The sequence below is a fragment of the Paraburkholderia sp. GAS42 genome (assembly GCF_050436565.1).
In the GTDB taxonomy this organism is placed as follows: Bacteria; Pseudomonadota; Gammaproteobacteria; order Burkholderiales; family Burkholderiaceae; genus Paraburkholderia.
Window position 1 is genome coordinate 132,064 of the sequence record NZ_JBNDML010000006.1, and the last position, 17,469, is coordinate 149,532.

The following is a 17,469-nucleotide window of genomic DNA, read 5'->3' on the forward strand; positions in this document are numbered from 1 at the left end:
CCTCTCCGATTGTATTTTGCATTCAAAAAACTATACGCGAATGAATCGAGGCACTCCAAGTCCAATTCGATCCGTGTTTACCCGGCTCTTTTATTGGGATTTCGATCCGCGCTACTATGCAAGAAAGGAATCAGGAACATTTTGTATGCAAGAACTGAACTTCGAGAGTGAGAAACGGCTGGGCTCCGTCATGCCTAAAGTCGAGCGCCAGCGTCTGCACGACACCGTGGTGGATCACCTGCGGCGGTTCATCGTCGAGGGCGTTCTGGAGCCTGGGAAGAAGCTCAATGAGCGGGAACTGTGCGAAACGCTCGGCATCTCGCGTACGCCTTTGCGCGAAGCGTTGAAAGTGCTGGCCGCGGAAGGATTGATCGAGATTTCCCCGAACCGGGGTGCATCGGTGTCGAAGATGTCCGAAGCGGAGTTGCGCGAGACCTTCGAGTTGATGAGCGGGCTGGAGGCGTTCTCGGGCGAACTTGCGGCCGAGCGCATCACTGCGGCGGAGATCGCGGAGATCAAGGCGCTGCACTACGCGATGCTCGCGTGCCGCGCGCAGAATGACCTCGCCGGGTACTACAGTCGCAATCAGGCGATTCACGACAAGATCAACGAGGCGGCGCGCAACTCGGCACTGCGGCAGATGTATATCTCCGTGAATCGTCGCCTGCAGGCACTCCGGTTTCGGTCCAACTTCCAGATTCCGAAGTGGGATCGTGCGATTCACGATCATGAGGAAATGCTCGAAGCACTCGACGCGCGCGACGGCAAGCGTCTTGCCGCCATCCTGCGCCACCACCTGCTGGAAAAGCGCGACGCCGTGCTTGGTCTTGCTTCGATGACCTGAGCGACCCGCGCCGATTTCGACGCCCCAAGCCGTTGGGGCGGGCCAGGCTTCCCCGTCTTGCTGGTCAGCGCCGGCCCACTGCTGTCAGTGACCGTCCACCTTGTAGCCGTCGTCCACCTTGTAGCCGTCGTCGAGCGTCTTCATGAACGCGATGATGTCGTCGATTTCGCTGTGGGTCATCGCGGGCGGGTCGCCCGCCTTGCGGTCGAACGGCGCGTCGGCCACGTCGATATTCGCCTGATATTGTGCGGGGATATCGTCGTACTTCTTGACCTTGCCCGACGCGTCGCGCGGATAGATCTTCTCCGGGCTCGTGTTGCGCAGGTTGTAGAAGTTCATGACCTGCTTCAGGTCGTGATAGACGCCGTTGTGAAAGAACACGTGACGTGAAGCGGCATTACGCAGTGTCGGCGTGAGGAACATGCCGCAATACTGGGTCTGCGTCGCGATGTCGTGCCGGAACGGGCCGCATACGCCCATGTCATAGAACTTCGGATCCCTGTTGACCGGCAGCGCGTTGTTGCGCGGCACGCCGAGCGCTTCGTACTGCTGGTCGGTGAAGAGCGGCGGCAGGCCGTCGCGGCTCACCTGGCTCACGTGACAGCCCGCGCAGTTCGCCTTGTCCTTGTCGTTGAACAGATGCAAACCGCGCAATTCGGCTTGCGTCAGATGCGCGCGTCCTTCGAGCCAGTAGTCATACTTGCTGCTGAATGCGTGGAATGATGGGTCTTCGACCTGGTAACGGCCGATCGCGAACATCGCTTCCGACGCGAGCAGATCCGGATGATCGAACACCGCATTGCCGAACAGTTTGCTGAACGCATCGCGGTACTTGCTGGTCGAGAGTTTCTGCACCACTTCGCCGACATTTTTATTGGCCATTTCGACCGGGTTCAACAGTGGCCCGATGGCCTGGCGTTGCAGCGAATCCGCGCGGCCATCCCAGAACAAACCGCCTTGCGGCACCATCGCAGGCGCTGCAGGCGCCGCGCCCGCGGTCTTCACCGCGCGCTGCACGCCCTGTGCGGCCGCGGCAGCCTGATCGAGATTCACGGCGACGTCGACATCGCCTGCGTCCGGCCCGATGCTGAACGGCGCCTGACGATACAGGTACGTGAGCGACGGCGGCGGCCGGTAGCCGGCGTCCGTCAGATGCGGACCGCCAAGCTGCACCGACAGATCATTCGGCGGCCCATACGCGTGTTGCGCGCTGTGACACGACGCGCACGACTGCTTGCCTGAAACCGACAGCGACGGGTCATTGAACAGTTCGCGTCCAAGCAGCGCGACAGCGCTAAGCGGCGCTGTGTCGGGCCGCACAAGATGGACCGGATGCGCATTCGCACCGGTGAGGTCTTCGACGAACTGGCCCACGCCCGCCGGCATGCGCTCGGGATACACGAGCGCGTAGCCGGCGACGGCGGCAAGGGCGATCACGACGCCAGGTATGACCCACGCGAGCACACGTGTGAACGCGCGACGGGCAGCGCGGGGATCGGGTTTTTTGCCGGCCGGCATCGGCGGCGGAAGCGCGACATTCGTACGAAGGGTCATGGCGATGGCGATGAAGAACGCGGAACACGAACAAACGTGTCGAGCCAGCATGAAGCTGGCTCGACACGGGTCACGAGTGCAACGAACTGAGGCTTAGATCTGCGGCGGAGCCGAGAGCTTTGTGCCCAGGTTCTGGTCGAGATACAGCGTCGGCGTGGTGCCGCCGTTCGTGAAGTCGAACAGGCCCATGATGCTGCCCGCTGCTGCATCGTTCGAACCGCCGCCAAGGCGTTGACCGCCGAGCCAGTTGTCCTCGATGAAGCGCACGACCGACGATTGCGTGAGGCGCGTGTCATCCACGAAATTGACCCTCGCATACGGCGACACCACGACGAACGGGATACGCGTGCCCGGGCCGCAACGGCCGTTGATCGCGAGACCAGCCGGGCTGAGGCCCTGCGGCGTCGTGCCCGCCGTGCCGCACGTCGCGGCGCCGTTCAGCTGGTCGGCGGCGTCGAACGAAGCCGTCGTCGGTGCTGCATAACGGTGGTCGTACCAGCCGTCCGAATCGTCATACGTCAGGATGACGGCCGTGTTCTTCCAGTCCGGCTGTTGCTGCAGGAAGTTGATGACCTTCGTGTAGAACGCCTGTTCGTCGAGCGGATCCGAATTGCCCGGGTGACCATCCTGCACAGCCGGCGCCTTCAGGTAGCTCACCGACGGATAGTTGCCCGACTTCACCGCTGCGAAGAAATCGTTGACGTCGTATTCGTGGTGAACCGGCGTCGCCGTGCTGTCGAGCGGATCGGTGAAGCCGACCGTGGCGAGCGAAGTCGGACGCGTGTGCGCCGGGTTGGCCGTCGTCGGGAAATACTGGAACCAGTTGTGGTGCGGGCTGTAATCCTTCGGCGACGAAGCGAGCACCGACGAGAACGTCGTGCGCGTGCAGCCCGTCGTGCCGTTCGGATTCGTTACCGTCAGGTCGAAGCCGCCCATGAAGCCGCCCCACGTCAGGCCCTTCGCGTTCAGCAGGTCGCCGATGTTCTTGTTCGCCGCCGACATCTTGCCAGTCGTCGCGCCCGAGCAGACATCGCCCGTCGGATCCGGATCGCCCGTGATCGTGAAGCCGCCCTGCCCGTCGGAGATCATGCTGCCTGCCACCGCGACGCCGCCGCTCGGGATCACACCGTTCGTCTGACCGGAGACCACGTGAATCGCACCCGGCGTCGACGGACCGAACGTGTCCGTGTACGTGTTGGTGTTCATCGCGAAGTTCTGTGCGTAGTTCCACATGGCCGTGACGGTGTTGCCGTCGTAGTAGCCCATCACGAGACCCGGCGTGCCGAATACGCCCGTGCTGCTGACCGTGTTGTTACCCGTGAATTCCGGGAACAGGTCCATCTGGCCGTTGTCGTAGGCCTGCTGTTCAGCCGTGTACGCGTGGTTCTGGCCTTCGGTGTTGGCCTGCGTGCGATCGAGACGGAACGGGTTAGACGCGTTCGCGCCGTTACCGGCTGCCGTCTTGTTCGGGTTCGACGTCAGGAGGGCCGGCGTCAGTCCGTTGATCGACGTCGGCGTGCTGGCCGATGGGTTGAACGCAGGCTCGCCGGCCGGGTTGATCGCGTTCGGGTAAGTCGCGAAGTAGTGATCGAACGAACGGTTCTCACCGAAGATCACCACCAGATGCTTGATCGGCGTGGCCGTCGCAGCTGCGTCCTGCGCCGACACAGCGACGACCGGCGCAGGCGTCGATGCAGACTTGTTGTCGTTGCTGCTTCCGCACGCGGACAGCGCAAGCATCAGCGCCGCAAACGGAATGGGTACAAGGGCTCTACGGAACATTTCTCGGGGCTCCAGGTTCGCAGTTCAGCGCTCCCGTCAGTTGCGCATGGAGGACGCTGGCGTTGTTGTTTGAAATGTAGCGGTTGCGACATACCACGTGAAACAGCGCGAATTGGACCATTCCAGTGTTATCGTTTCGCGGCGCGTCGCTTGCTAAAAGCCTGTTGTTTTATTCGTTTAGCTTTCGGTATGGTTGACGCTGTTTCGGTGGCGTCTGCTGCGCGTGAACCAGAGAGACAGTCATGCGCGAGCCGGCCCGTCGTCCATCGTCCACCGTGTAGTGCGGTCCTGCTCTACGAGGACAGGTTCGCTGCGTTCGAACTGCTCGAAAACGCGTTCGCCTGAGCGCGCACGAAGAGCGTCACCGATAGCGAGGGCCGCCCCGGCGACAGATGCGCTTCACCCGTAAATGGGCAGCAGCAGGAACAACTTGATGACGATCGCGTTTGCAATGTCGATAAAGAACGCGCCCACCATCGGCACCACCAGGAAGGCGATGTGCGAAGGGCCAAAGCGGCCTGTAATAGCCTGCATGTTGGCGATCGCAGTCGGCGTGGCCCCGAGGCCGAACCCACAGTGCCCGGCGGCCAGTACTGCCGCGTCATAGCCGCGCCCCATGACCCGGAACGTGACGAAAATGGAGTAGACAGCCATCGCGATCGCCTGCACGACGAGGATTGCCAGAAGCGGCAATGCAAGCGAAGCCAGGTCCCCGAGGCGCAGGCTCATCAGCGCGATCCCGAGAAAGAGCCCGAGGCTGACATTGCCGAGCAATGACACTTCGCGCTCGAGGACCTGATACCAGCCGGGAATGGCCAGGCCATTGCGCAGCACGACGCCGACGAAAAGTACGCACACGAACGACGGTAGTTCGAACGCTGTGCCAGCCAGCCACGATGCGATGGCCGAACCGACAGCGAGGCAAACGGCAATCAGCGCCACTGTTTCGATCACGGCGTCCGCCGTGATCATCCGGACAGCCTTGGGTTGCTCGAAACCGGTCGTGTCCACGACCTCGGAGACTTCCGGTTTGGGGGTAAGGGAATAGCGCGTGATCAGGAAGCGCGCAACCGGGCCGCCGATCAGGCCTCCGAGGATCAGGCCGAACGTGGCACACGCAATCGCAATCTCCGTCGCGGATGCGAGCCCGTGACGCTCCGAGAAAACCTTGGCCCACGCTGCACCCGTGCCATGACCGCCGGAGAGCGTCACCGACGCGCCGAGCAGACCGAGCAGGTAATCCTGCCCCAGCGCCCAGGCGAGACCGAGACCGAGTGCATCCTGCATCACAAGCAGGCCGACCACGACGCCGAGAAAGACGATCAGGGTACGCCCCCCCGCTTTGAGCCCTGCGAGATCGGCGTTAAGACCGATAGTCGCGAAGAAAGTGAGCATCAGCGGCGTCTGGATTGTCGTATCGAAACGCACGTCGATTTGCAGGATCTTGCGCAGTGCAAAAACCAGCACGGCGACGAGCAGCCCGCCGACAACTGGCTCGGGGATGCTGTAAGCCCGCAGTATCGCTGCCCGTGCGAGGATCTGCCGCCCGATGAGAAGAACGAGGGAAGCGGCCATCAGCGTTTCCGGCGTGTCGAGGTTCACGATGTTCTTCTCCAGCTGGAAGAGCGATCTGTCAGCCCTGTGTGACAGAGGCCGTCGAGGAATGATCCGGCGCGAATCACACGTCTTTTATCTATTCGCACGCAGGCAGGAAGCCCAACGTTCAGGTCACGCGGCCCTCGCCTATCCACCCGTCGTGATCTGCTGGTTTCGCTGCGTCAGGAAGTCAAGCAGACCATCCACGCCGTGCTGTGCGATCTGGTCGGCGAACTGCTGCTTGTACACCTGAATGAGCCATACGCCGAGTATGTTGAGGTCATACACGCGCCATCCATTCGGCGTCTTGTACAGGCGATAGTCGAGTTCAATTGTCTTGTCGTTATTGACGACCGAAGAACGCACAATCACGTCCGTATCAGTGGGCGACGAGCGGAACGGCTGATAGGTCATCTGCTGGTCGCGTACTTGCGCGAGTGCCCCTGAATAGGTATGGATCAGCAGCAGTTTGAATTGCTCGGTGATCTGCTGCTGTTGCTGCGGCGTCGCCGAGGCCCAGTAGCGGCCCATGACCAGACGCGTTGTGCGGTTGAAGTCGATGTAGGGAAGAATCTTCTGGTTGACGAGTTCGGTAATGCGAGTCAGGTTGCCCGCCTGAATCTCCTTGTCGGATTTGATCTCGGTGAGCACCTGCTGCGTGACCATCCTGATCATGCCGTCAGGCGAGTTCACGTCCTCCGCTTGACCCGCCGCCAGTCCGCAGAAACTGACAAGCACCGCAATGAAGGAAAACCTGAGCAGATTATTTAGCATGTCCGCGCCGTAAGAGTAGAGGATCCGGGGACCGGATATTCAGGGACTAAGTAACATTGAGCATAGTTCACGAACGCCCTGAATTCACCCGGCTCGCGTGCGTCTGGGCGTTTGCATGCCCTTCCCCCTGGCAACGCCCGACCAGCGGCCGTACGATCGCGGCGCAGCACACGCGATTAGACCAAGGTCCAATTGAATACGCGCTGTGATGAACCTACTGTTCTGGTGGGCATGACTGACGACGACTGCGACCGGGCCGCCAGGATCCGTAGTCCGGGTCCGCAAATCTGCCTTTGTCCATCGCTCCGGTTGCGCGCCGAAAACGTCTGAGACCGGCCTGGAGCAAACATGGCGACATCGAAGCTTCCCATCCGTGCATTGGCGCTGGCACTGGCATTCCCGTTGATGCAGACAGCCCTTGCCGCCACTCAAGACCCCGGCTGGCCACGCGAACTGGCGAAGGGCGACGCACGTGTCGTCTATTACCAGCCACAGATCGACGACTGGAAAGACTTCAAGGAACTCACCGGCCGGATGGCGATCAGCGTGACCCAGCACGGCGGCAAACCGCAGGTTGGCGTAATCGCGTTCCAGATGCACACCGACGTGGATATCGACAGCCGGAACGTCCTGTTGAGCGCACCGCAAATCATCAGCACTGCGTTCCCCGACACTGACACGCCGACCAGCCAGAAGCTCGATCAACTGGTTCGAAAATTCCTCAACCCGCAGGCGTCGCTGACGATCTCGATGGACCGTCTCGCGGCAAGCGTCGATAAAAAGGATACGTCCCCGGTCGCGGGCATCAAGAGCGACCCGCCGGCGATCTTCGTGAGTTTCAGCCCTGCGGTGCTGCTGTTCGTAGACGGCGAACCCGTGCTGGCACCGATCCAGAATTCAGATCTGCAATTCGTTGTCAACTCGAGCTGGCCGCTGTTCGTCGACCCCGCTCTGCACCAGTACTATTTGTTCACGGGCCAGTCATGGATGACATCGACTGACATGAAAACCGGCTGGGCTCCAACGAAAACACTGCCCCCGAAGATGACGAAGGTTTCCGCCGATCCGACATGGGCTGATCTGAAACCTTATATTCCACCGTCCCCGAAAAACGCGGGGAAGCCACCCGCTGTGTTTTTCAGCAGCACGCCCGCTGATCTGATTGTCTTCGATGGCCAGCCGGTCTATGCGGCGATCCCCGCCACCGGGCTGGTATTCGCGACAAATACGCAAAGCGATGTGTTCGTCCATACGCCGACCAAAACGTACTACTACCTGACTGCGGGCCGATGGTTTTCATCACCCAGCCCAAATGGCCCATGGACGTACGCGACCGACCACCTCCCGCCCGATTTCGCGAAGATTCCCCATGCCAGCCCCGCCTCGCGCGTCCTCGCTTCGGTACCGGGCACGCCGGAAGCGAAGGACGCCGTGCTGCTGGCGCAGATTCCGACGACAGTCGAAGTGAATCCGACCGCGGCCGCCGCTGCGGTCAAGGTCGCCTACAGCGGCGACCCTGAATTTGCGCCCATTCCGGGTACGCCGATGTCCTACGCAACCAACACGCCTGACAAGGTCGTCAAGGTGCAGAACCGCTACTACCTGTGCTCTCAGGGCGTATGGTTCGACTCGCCGTCGCCCGCTGGCCCCTGGCAAACGACAACCGTCGTGCCCCCCGTGATTTACACGATCCCGGTGTCCTCGCCCGTCTACAACGTCACCTATGTGACCCAGCAGGTCGTGCCCGGCGGATATGTCCAGTCCAGCTATACCGCAGGCTATCTCGGCGTATTTATCGCGGGCGCCGCCATCGGCGCGATCGTCGCTCAAGGTAACGGCTATTACTATCCGCCTTATGTCGCCATAGGCCGCGGGCCGTATCCGGTCTACTACCCACGACCCATGCCGTATGGATATCGAACCTACAACCCCTATACGGGAGCAAGCGGTGTGCGCGGCGGTGTCTATGGGCCGGCCGGCAGCGCGCAATGGGGCGCGTCCTACAACCCCTATACGGGCACCTATGCACGCGGTGCGACGGCATCCGGACGATACGGCAGCGCGACTGTCGCGCAGGCCTACAACCCCTATACCGGCGCGTATGCGGCCACCCGTCAGGGATCGAACGCGTATGGTCAGTGGGGAAGTTCGGTTGTGACGAAGGGAAACCAGTGGGCCGCAACGCAGCACACGACAACCGCTAACGGGACTGTGGGCAGGTACCAGAATTCGGCGGGGGGCAAGGCGGTCGCAAGTAGCACGGCCAATGGCAAGGCCATCGCCGGCAAGACCGCGGGCGGTGACCTGTACGCCGGTCGCGATGGCAACGTGTACAAGAACACCGGCTCAGGCTGGCAGAAATACGACAACGGCTCCTGGTCCAACGTGAACAAGCCGACACCGCAGTCGTCGCAGCAAAAGACGTCAACTTCGCAATCGCCGCGTACGTCCGGCACGGCAAACGCCGGCGCTACCCAGCAGAATGCCCAGAACTATCAGCAGCAGCGCTCCGCCGGGACACAGCCAGCCAGAACGCCGAACACCCAGCAAAGCGCCCAGACATACCAGCATCAGCGGCCCGCGGGGACGCAGACCGCCAATGCAGGCAACCCCGGGCAAAACGCGCAGAGCTATCAGCAGCGTACGGCACCATCGACGACTGCCACGAGGCCCGCGACCCAGCCGCAAACACCCGTCGGCGGAGCCAGCCGGCAAAGCACGCAGCCCTCCTACGGCGACCTGAACCGGGACATGCAGGGACGGCAGCAGGGCGCCGCACAGAGCCAGCGCTACGCGCAATCGGGCGGCGCCCGGGGTGCGAACGGCGGAGGCGCGAGGGGCGGTGGCGGCTTCCGCCGTTAGCGCGCTCGCAGGTGCGCGACGCACACCCGGTCTCAATGTTCAATGGCATGCCAGCCCGCCCGACAGATAAGGTCGGCAAGATCGGGAAGCGCCCGGATTGAAAACGACAGGAGCGACCATGGCATTCGCGCAATGGTGGCGTAACCGCGCAGTGCAGCTACGCGTCGACAGCATGGCGGGTCTGCTCCTTCTGCTCGGGCTAAACGTGTTTGTCGTGCCCTTCGCGTTCGCTCAAGACAGCGCCATCGCGCGCATCGCGCGAGACGTGCTTTTATCGCTGACGCTCCTGAGCGGATTGGCCGCCGTGTCGGACCATCGCGGGCAACGCGTGATCGTCGCGCTGGTCGCGGGCATTGCAATCCTGTTTCTCGGCATGGCACGGTTTCTCCCGCCCGCGTGGACGCCCGGTCTGCGTGACGAAACGGCACTCCTCGCGCAGGGCATCCTGGGTGCGGTGATCGGGATTAACGTGTTCGCGCCAGGACGGGTGACATTCGACAGGATCCTCGGCGCGATTGCGCTTTACGTCTTGATCGGAGTGGTCTGGGCAGAAGCCTATCAACTCGTCGGCATCCACTTCCCCGATGCGTACGCCGGCATTCACCAGGTCGACGCCCGACCGGATCGCGCGACATGGGTGTACTTCAGCTTTGTCACGCTCACCACCGTGGGTTATGGCGATATCACACCGATCGCTCATGCAGCGCGGTCGCTCTCGATTCTCGAAGCGCTCATAGGCCAGCTCTATCCGGCTATCGTGCTTGCACGCCTGGTGTCACTTCACGTCGCGGCTGACGGGTCTGGCGACTCTCCTGTCGAGTGAAGTGATCGAAATCGATAACGCTCTCAGCCCCGACAGCCACACAAATCAGGACGGCGTGCAGGCGCCGAACAGAATAAACACGTTTTCGTTGCTGACAAGCGTTGTCGACATGGCGCCGGTCTTCATGTCCAGCGCGATGCTCCAGCCGTAGCCCAGTTCCGTGCCCTGAAGGAGCAGTTGCCCTTCGACCGGCTCCATATAGCGGATCTCCGTCGTGCGCTGCGGCCCCGCGATAAGCTTCTTTGCGAAATTGATGCGCATGAACTGCGGTGCGCCTAATACGCCCGGCAACGTTCGATAGCAGATATCGCCGGGCTCGCAGAAGTGCGCATCGATGGTGGCGCACAAGAGCGGCTTGCTGCCGTCGAAGTCCGCGCCGAGCGCCCACAAAGGCGTGGAGCAAACAAGGACCGCAAGCGCGGTTGCCCGTAATGTCTTCAGCATGACTGCTCCTTTTTCCTGTTGTGCAGCGGCGAGCGGACTTTTCACACGCACGGCGCCCGTGTGACTGCTATTCGACTGTGTAGCCGCGCCCGGTCATGCATGCCGCCACCGCGCGGTTATATGTCGAAAGCTGGCCCGACACCTGCTGCTGCATGCCTTGCTGCTGCGAAGCCTGCATCTCCTGTTCGCGCCGCATCCGCATGCCACTTCCCATCGTGCCAACGACCGCACCAATCGCTGCACCTTCGCCCCAGTGACCGCCGGCAGCGCCGCCGATCAGCGTGCCAAACAACGCGCCACCTCCCGCGCCGCGGAATAGCCGCCCCTGCTGCGACGGCGGCGGCGGGGCGCTCGACATCTGCTCCGCCAGCGCGACAGGATTCACGCCAGTGGTCTGCTGCGCCCATGCATTGCACTCTGCCGTATCGGTCTGCTGTCGTTGCGGGCTTTGTCCACGTGCGGGATAGATGATCGGCTGCGCGGCCATTGCCGCACATGCCAGCCACAGGATCGGAAAACCGATCAATACCGGAACGATTCGTTGCATGGCTCACGACCCCTTAACGCTCGACAAACGACGGTGCTGCGCATTCCATTCGCGACGGCGCAAACACCTCACTTTTCAGGCAGCAATTCGCGGGGCTGCCCAAACCGGCGCTGCGCCAGCAATAGCAGCGGCGTCGATACCATCGAAAGCGCGACGACCAGCGTCACCAGTGACGACAGGCGTTCATCGATCACCCGCGCGGCCAGTGAAGCGGCCAACACGACGAAGGCAAACTCGCCGCCCTGCGAGAGCAGAATCGCAAAGTACGCACGCTCCGAAGCCGGCACGTCAAATCGGGGGGCGAGAAACCACTGCGCGATCGCCTTGATGCCGACCACGGCCACCACCAGCACCGCGACCCGTAGAGGCTCACGCATCAACACGCCAAAATCGATCGACATCCCCACCGCGATAAAGAACAGACCCAGCAGCAAGCCTTTGAACGGCGCCATATCGACTTCGATCGCGTGGCGAAACTCCGAATCGGCGAGCAGCACGCCCGCGACAAAGGCGCCTAACGACATCGACAGATGGACGCTCTCCATGAGTAGCGCTATGCCCACCACCCAGAGCAGCGCAAACGCTGTGAATATCTCCGGCGCACGGGTCGCGGAGATCAAACGCAGCGCAAGATGCAGCAGGTAGCGACCGACCAGCACCACCGCGCCCAGCATGACGAGCGCCTTCACCGCGACGAGCCAGCCAGGTTCCGCCGCGGGTGTAGCGCCTCCGGGTCCGAGCAGCGGAAGGAGCGCGATCAGCGGGATCGCCGCCATGTCCTGGAACAGAAGAATGCCGAAGCCGGCGCGGCCTGCCGGCTTGTCCATCATGCCGCGCGCCTGAAGTTCAGCGATCACCATGGCCGTCGACGACAGCGCGAGTGCGAGTCCGCCGGTCAACGCGATACGCCAGGGTGTCCCGTAGGCCAGAAAGATCGCTGTCATCACAGCGGCACAGAGCGCCATCTGCATCGCGCCGTAACCGAAGATCGTCCTGCGCATCTCCCAGAGCGTGTCGACCCGCATTTCCAGTCCGATCACGAACATCATCAACACGATGCCCAGTTCGGAAAAATGCAGGATCGAGTCGACGTCGGTCACGAGCTTCAGTACCCACGGGCCAATCATCACGCCGGCCACCAGGTAGCCCAGCACGGAGCCGAAGCCTAAACGTATCGACAGCGGCACAGCGATCAGCGCCGACACAAGAAAAATGACCACATCGATCAGCAGCTTTGCCATGCGACTTCCTCGTCGACGCAATGCGCTTTCCGTTTCGCCGGCACGGCCACGCGTCAGGGCGACGCCGGACGGATAGCGCTGGCAATATCGCGACTAACCGTGGCCAGTCCCCTGCTCCAGGCTGACACCAGCGGATCGTAGCCAGCGCCGGCGGCAGGCTCGCGCACGGTGGTACGCCCCGTTATCGGCGACGCTTTCCCCGGCGGCAACACCGACCACAAGACATCGACCGTCGCGGCCTCGCCGATGTCGGCGTCAAAGCGCTGGACGTCGAGCCGCACGCGCCACGTCGGATCTCCACTCATTGGCGTGACGGACACACGCGGGCTGTTCAACAGTTGTGAAAGATCGGCGGCGACCACACGCGGAATCTGGCTCTTCAGCGGGTCCGCCCAACGGGCGAATTCATCGATCGTCACGTGATTTTCGCCAGCGCGCGTCACGATCTGCGGCCGGTCCACAAGTTCTGGGATGCTCACCTGTCCAACCAGAACCGTGAGAGGCGCGACGGGACGTCCGCTATCGCCTGACGCCTGCTGGCTCAATGTGTAGAAGTCCGCCTTGGGCGAGCTGGCGCAACCCGCCAGCGCGACCACGGCTAGCGTGATGACGAGGGATAAAGATAGGCGTATCACTTTTTATCCTCCAGCTTGCCGCGAATCAGCGCCTCTGGGTGGCGTTCCAGATAGTCCGCGAGCGTGCGGAAGGCAGCCGCTGTGCGCGCCATTTCGCGCATGGCGTCATTGGTGTTCTGCGCCAGTGGGGAATCGGGCTGTATCGCGCCATTGGCCGACTTCAGCGCCGTCTGCGCGGCGGCTAGCGTCTCTTTAGCCTGCGGCATGACCTCGGTGCTCAGTTGCTTGAGGAGCGTGTCCGCGTCGGCCAGTGTCTGTTGTGCGTTCTTGCCGATCCCTTCGAACGGAATCTTGTTCAGTTTCGCGACGAGACTGGTCACCGAATCCTGCAGTGACTGCAAGCCTCCCGGTATGGTCGGCATCTCGGGCGGATTAGTAGTCCAGTCCACGGCCGCCTTAGCCGCATTCGGGAAAAAGTCGAGTGCAACATAGAGTTGCCCGGTGAGCAGGTTTCCGGTGCGCAACTGGGCACGCAAACCATGGTCCACCAGCGCTTTCGCAAGGTCCTGGCGATCGTTGGTGATTCTGCCTCCGGTTCCGGCTCCGGCTTCGCCCTTCTCGAAGCGCGAAGTGAAACGTTCCGGGAAAAGCCGTATCTCGACCGGTATGCTGAACTGCTTGGTGACAGGATCAAACCGTGTATTGATCTTCGCCACTTCGCCGACCGTGATGCCGAGAAAATCAACCGGCGCGCCGACTGACAGACCTCGCACGGACTCCCTGAAAACGAGCACATAGTGGTCGACGATGCGATCGTGCTGCTTCATCGCCTCGGCACGATCGCGGAACAGCGAAAACTCGGTGCTCGCGGCGGCTTCAGGACTATCTTCCGTTTCCTCGGGCGTCTGGAACGCGAGTCCGCCGATCAGGATAGCCACCAGCGATTCCGTATTGACCTTGATCCCGCTCGTATCGAGCGACACGTCGACGCCGCTCGCGTGCCAGAATCGCGTATCCGCCTTCACGTATTTTTCATAGGGGGCGTTGACAAAGACATGCATCGTCACGCCCTTCCCGTTCGGATCGAGCTGGTACGAGGTCACCTGACCGACCTGCAGCCGCCTGTAATAAATCGGCGAACCGACATCGAGGGAGCCCATGTCCGGGCCTTTCAGTACGAACTCACGACCCGGCACCCCGCTTGCAAAAACAGGGGGCGTCTCGAGGCCGGTGTAGTCGCGCCGCGACTTTGTCGACGCTCCCACGTCCATGCCGATGAAAGAGCCGGAGAGCAAGGTGCCGATGCCCGACACGGTACCGCCGGAGATACGCGGACGCACCACCCAGAAACGCGTGTCGTCCACCAGCAGCCCGGTGGCGTCCTTGGAAATGTCAGCGGTGGCAATCACGCGGCGGTGATCGCCCGATAACGTGACATGTTTGACCACGCCGATGTCGACGTTCTTGAACTTGATCTTGGTCTTGCCCGCATCAAGCCCTTCGCCCGTCTCGAAGCTGATCGTGACCGTCGGTCCCTGCTCCAGGATTGTCTTCACCGCCAGCCAGCCGCCGATGAGCACCGCGATCAGCGGCACCAGCCACACGACCTGAAAGCGCCAGCGCGAGCGCGGCGTGGCGACGGCTTCGGGGACATCCGGTCGACCGGGAGGTCTAGCCATGATTGGGCTCCGTCGCGTCCCAGATAAGACGCGGATCGAACGACATGGCCGCGAACATCGTCAGTACCACGACTGCACCGAACGCAACGGCGGCCGGACCGGCCTGGATGGTTGCGAGCGCATCGAACTGAACGAGTGCGACAAGGATGGTGATGACGTAGATATCGAGCATCGACCAGCGCCCGACGAGTTCCACGAGACGATAGATGCGGGTTCTCTGCTGCAACAGCATGACTGAGCGCCGCTGCGTCGTGATGACCAGATACAAGATCGCCATGATCTTGAGCATCGGCACAGCGATGCTCGCGATAAACACGATGACGGCAAGCGGCCACGAACCCGAAGTCCACAGGTACACGACGCCGCTCAGGATCGTGTCCTTCTCCGCGCCGAACAGCGAGCTGGTATTCATGATCGGCAGCACGTTTGCCGGGATATACAGCACCATTGCGGCGATGAGGAACGCCCAGGTGCGCGCGTAACTTGCCGGTTTGCGGGGATGCAGATTGGCACCGCAACGTGGACAACTCGCGTCGTGTACATGCGCATCGGATTTCGTCAACAACCCGCAACTGTGGCAGGTCATCAGACCGCTTGCCATTGCCGTGGGTGCGGAGGGTGTCGCGAGCTCGCCTGGATCCGGCTCGCCGCTGAAGCGGTCGCCCATGCGCTGCCAGAGCTCGTGCGGATCGAATGCGGAACTGGCAGCCGCGAGCAGCAGCATGAGCGCGCCGAACGACCAGAGCGCAACACCGGGCACGACACTCGCGATGTGCGCGAGCTTCACGAGCGCGACCAGCATGCCGAGGATGAGCACCTCCGTCATACCCCACGGCCGTGCCAGATGCATGAGACGAAAGACGATGTCGGCCCGATACGGCACGCGGTTAAGTCGCAGCGGCACCATCATGTACGTCATGGTGCTCATCTGAAGCAGCGGCATGAGGAATGTCGTCGCGAACACGAGCCCTGCGATAGGCCACATGCCGTCCCTGTACAGCACGCGAACCGCACCGAGCAGGGTCGTCTCGACGAGGTCGCCATTAACCGATAACCCGACGATCGGATACGCGTTACCGATCACGAACAGCACGATAGACGTGAGCGTGTAGGCAAGCGCACGATCGAGGCTGTCCGGATGGCTGCGGTACAGTTCCGCACCACATCGACAGCACCGCAGCACGCCTTCGCCTGTCAACGGTGCCTCACGTTGCAGCAGATCGCATTCGTGGCAGGCGAGAAGTCGCTCGGCGCTCATTGCGATGGCTCCGCGGCGGCCTGCTTCGTCGCGGGCGCATTGGCGCCTTGCTGCATGACCTGGCCCGTCATGCGCTCGGCATCGACCACCCAGCCGCCGCCCATCGCCTTGTAAAGACCGATCAGCGAACTGAATACGAGGCCGTTGGTCTGCGTGTAGCTGAGCTGCGCATTGAAGAGGCTGCGCTCGGCATCCAGCACTTCGATGTAGCTTGTATAACCGCCTTCATAGCGCAGACGTGCGAGCCGCGAATAGGTCTTCAACGCTTCCACCTGACGTCCCTGCACGACGAGTTGCTCGCGCGACTTCTGGAGCGCGATCAGTGCGTCGTCGACTTCCTGGAACGCCGTCTGGATCGACTGCTGATATTGAAACAGCGCCTGTTGCTGCTGCGCTTCGGCCTGGCTCACCTGCCCGCTGATGCTGCCCGCGGTAAAGATCGGCACCGTCAACGATCCGGCGAACGACCAGACGCGCGACGGCCCCGTGAAGAGCTTCGAGAATTGACCGCTCGCCGTACCAAACAGACCGGTCAGCGAAATATCCGGAAAGTACAGTGCACGTGCTGCGCCGATCAGCGCGTTGGCGGCAATCAGGTTCTGCTCGGCCTGACGCAGGTCGGGGCGGCGTTCGAGCAGATCGGACGGCAAGCCCACCGGCACCGCCGGCACGGCCAGTTCCGTCAGTTCGCGGCCACGCAGGATCGGCCCAGGATTGTGACCGAGCAGCACCGACAGCGCATCTTCCTGCTGCGCGATCTGCGTCTCGATCTGCGGAATCGTCGCGAGCGATGCCTCGTATTCCGACTGGCTTTGCGCGAGTTCCATCTGCGACACGTCGCCGCCAGAAAAGCGCGCCTGGAACACCTTCACCGAGCCGGCGCGGCTGTCAGTGGTTGCCTTCGCGATCGTGAGTTGCTGGTCGAGATCACGCAGATTGATATACGCGGACGCAACCGATGCCACCAGCGAGAGGATCGTCGCGCGCCGCCCCTCTTCGCTCGCCAGCAGACTCGCGCGCGCCGATTCCGTCTGACGCCGCACCTTGCCGAAGAGATCGATTTCCCACGCCACCTGCAGCGGCGCCTGGAACTCGTTAAAGACAGGGCTGACGCCGGGCGGCAGCGTTGACAGACCCGCCACCGCTGCACGCTGACGGGAAGCGCTGAAACCGGCGCTGATCTGCGGAAACAACGCCGAACGCGTCGTGACAAACTGCCCCATAAACTGGTCGACGCGCGCTGCGGCGATTTTCACGTCCTTGTTGTCGGCGAGCGCGGCGGCGATCAGGTCGTTCAGCACCGGATCCTGGAACTGCTCCCACCACAATGCATTGGCCACTTCAGCTGTCTCGCCCGGCTCGAAGCGGTAGGTCGCGGGCGTGGGCACGGTGGGCCGCACATAGTCCGGGCCGAACAGACAGCCGGACAGCCCCAGTCCCAACATCAGCAGGACAGGGATCACACGCAACAGGGACGCTGGGCCACGCAT

At 62.2% G+C, this 17,469-nt stretch carries 14 protein-coding genes; 3 read left to right on the forward strand and 11 right to left on the reverse strand.

Annotated elements, in window-relative coordinates; genetic code table 11:
• Nucleotides 1-145: 145 nt before the first annotated feature.
• Entirely contained in the window at nucleotides 146-844 is a 699-nt protein-coding gene (locus tag P3T16_RS11560) for a GntR family transcriptional regulator (protein ID WP_429255205.1), read from the forward strand.
• 84 nt (nucleotides 845-928) lie between these two features.
• On the opposite strand, the gene P3T16_RS11565 is transcribed toward P3T16_RS11560, so the two are convergent.
• The 4 genes from P3T16_RS11565 to P3T16_RS11580 all read right to left on the reverse strand — a co-directional run bounded on the left by P3T16_RS11565 (nucleotide 929) and on the right by P3T16_RS11580 (nucleotide 6,550).
• On the reverse strand, nucleotides 929-2,398 hold the full coding sequence (locus P3T16_RS11565) for a cytochrome-c peroxidase (protein WP_429342393.1): 1,470 nt from the start codon (nucleotides 2,396-2,398) through the stop codon (nucleotides 929-931).
• Nucleotides 2,399-2,491: 93 nt separating this feature from the next.
• On the reverse strand, nucleotides 2,492-4,180 hold the full coding sequence (locus P3T16_RS11570) for a phospholipase C (protein ID WP_429342394.1): 1,689 nt from the start codon (nucleotides 4,178-4,180) through the stop codon (nucleotides 2,492-2,494).
• 399 nt (nucleotides 4,181-4,579) lie between these two features.
• Complete coding sequence (gltS, locus tag P3T16_RS11575) at nucleotides 4,580-5,785, reverse strand: sodium/glutamate symporter (RefSeq protein WP_429342525.1); 1,206 nt, start codon at nucleotides 5,783-5,785, stop codon at nucleotides 4,580-4,582.
• Nucleotides 5,786-5,923: 138 nt separating this feature from the next.
• On the reverse strand, nucleotides 5,924-6,550 hold the full coding sequence (locus P3T16_RS11580) for an MlaC/ttg2D family ABC transporter substrate-binding protein (RefSeq protein ID WP_429342395.1): 627 nt from the start codon (nucleotides 6,548-6,550) through the stop codon (nucleotides 5,924-5,926).
• 348 nt (nucleotides 6,551-6,898) lie between these two features.
• Between P3T16_RS11580 and P3T16_RS11585 the strand changes: the two genes are divergently transcribed.
• The gene (locus tag P3T16_RS11585) at nucleotides 6,899-9,412 is read left to right on the forward strand and encodes a hypothetical protein (protein WP_429342396.1); all 2,514 of its coding nucleotides are present in this window, start codon (nucleotides 6,899-6,901) and stop codon (nucleotides 9,410-9,412) included.
• A gap of 118 nt (nucleotides 9,413-9,530) precedes the next feature.
• A complete protein-coding gene (locus P3T16_RS11590) occupies nucleotides 9,531-10,235 on the forward strand; it encodes a potassium channel family protein (protein WP_429342397.1) in 705 nt (234 codons plus the stop codon).
• Nucleotides 10,236-10,280: 45 nt separating this feature from the next.
• Here P3T16_RS11590 and P3T16_RS11595 read toward each other — a convergent pair whose 3' ends face one another.
• From P3T16_RS11595 to P3T16_RS11625, 7 genes are all read right to left on the reverse strand, one after another.
• Nucleotides 10,281-10,679 carry a hypothetical protein gene (locus P3T16_RS11595; RefSeq protein WP_429342398.1) on the reverse strand — a complete coding sequence of 133 codons (399 nt, stop codon included), beginning with the start codon at nucleotides 10,677-10,679 and terminating at the stop codon, nucleotides 10,281-10,283.
• A 67-nt stretch (nucleotides 10,680-10,746) separates the two neighbouring features.
• Nucleotides 10,747-11,226 carry a glycine zipper family protein gene (locus tag P3T16_RS11600; protein WP_429255212.1) on the reverse strand — a complete coding sequence of 160 codons (480 nt, stop codon included), beginning with the start codon at nucleotides 11,224-11,226 and terminating at the stop codon, nucleotides 10,747-10,749.
• Nucleotides 11,227-11,294: 68 nt separating this feature from the next.
• Nucleotides 11,295-12,467 carry a monovalent cation:proton antiporter-2 (CPA2) family protein gene (locus P3T16_RS11605; RefSeq protein ID WP_429342399.1) on the reverse strand — a complete coding sequence of 391 codons (1,173 nt, stop codon included), beginning with the start codon at nucleotides 12,465-12,467 and terminating at the stop codon, nucleotides 11,295-11,297.
• Between the two features lie 53 nt (nucleotides 12,468-12,520).
• Nucleotides 12,521-13,102, reverse strand: coding sequence for a PqiC family protein (locus P3T16_RS11610; RefSeq protein WP_429342400.1), 582 nt, complete (start codon nucleotides 13,100-13,102; stop codon nucleotides 12,521-12,523).
• A complete protein-coding gene (locus P3T16_RS11615; RefSeq protein ID WP_429342401.1) occupies nucleotides 13,099-14,721 on the reverse strand; it encodes an intermembrane transport protein PqiB in 1,623 nt (540 codons plus the stop codon). Before P3T16_RS11615 ends, P3T16_RS11610 begins: the two co-directional genes overlap by 4 nt.
• Nucleotides 14,714-15,979, reverse strand: a complete 1,266-nt coding sequence (locus P3T16_RS11620; protein WP_429342402.1) for a paraquat-inducible protein A — start codon at nucleotides 15,977-15,979, stop codon at nucleotides 14,714-14,716. The genes P3T16_RS11615 and P3T16_RS11620 overlap by 8 nt, the downstream gene beginning before the upstream one ends.
• A complete protein-coding gene (locus tag P3T16_RS11625; protein WP_429342403.1) occupies nucleotides 15,976-17,469 on the reverse strand; it encodes an efflux transporter outer membrane subunit in 1,494 nt (497 codons plus the stop codon). Before P3T16_RS11625 ends, P3T16_RS11620 begins: the two co-directional genes overlap by 4 nt.

Bases quoted from the DNA above. Each gene is read 5' to 3' on its own strand.
- P3T16_RS11560 (WP_429255205.1), top strand. From the start codon at position 146: ATGCAAGAACTGAACTTCGAGAGTGAGAAACGGCTGGGCTCCGTCATG.
- P3T16_RS11565 (WP_429342393.1), bottom strand. From the start codon at position 2,398: ATGACCCTTCGTACGAATGTCGCGCTTCCGCCGCCGATGCCGGCCGGC.
- P3T16_RS11570 (WP_429342394.1), bottom strand. From the start codon at position 4,180: ATGTTCCGTAGAGCCCTTGTACCCATTCCGTTTGCGGCGCTGATGCTT.
- P3T16_RS11580 (WP_429342395.1), bottom strand. From the start codon at position 6,550: ATGCTAAATAATCTGCTCAGGTTTTCCTTCATTGCGGTGCTTGTCAGT.
- P3T16_RS11585 (WP_429342396.1), top strand. From the start codon at position 6,899: ATGGCGACATCGAAGCTTCCCATCCGTGCATTGGCGCTGGCACTGGCA.
- P3T16_RS11590 (WP_429342397.1), top strand. From the start codon at position 9,531: ATGGCATTCGCGCAATGGTGGCGTAACCGCGCAGTGCAGCTACGCGTC.
- P3T16_RS11595 (WP_429342398.1), bottom strand. From the start codon at position 10,679: ATGCTGAAGACATTACGGGCAACCGCGCTTGCGGTCCTTGTTTGCTCC.
- P3T16_RS11600 (WP_429255212.1), bottom strand. From the start codon at position 11,226: ATGCAACGAATCGTTCCGGTATTGATCGGTTTTCCGATCCTGTGGCTG.
- P3T16_RS11605 (WP_429342399.1), bottom strand. From the start codon at position 12,467: ATGGCAAAGCTGCTGATCGATGTGGTCATTTTTCTTGTGTCGGCGCTG.
- P3T16_RS11615 (WP_429342401.1), bottom strand. From the start codon at position 14,721: ATGGCTAGACCTCCCGGTCGACCGGATGTCCCCGAAGCCGTCGCCACG.
- P3T16_RS11620 (WP_429342402.1), bottom strand. From the start codon at position 15,979: ATGAGCGCCGAGCGACTTCTCGCCTGCCACGAATGCGATCTGCTGCAA.
- P3T16_RS11625 (WP_429342403.1), bottom strand. From the start codon at position 17,469: ATGCGTGGCCCAGCGTCCCTGTTGCGTGTGATCCCTGTCCTGCTGATG.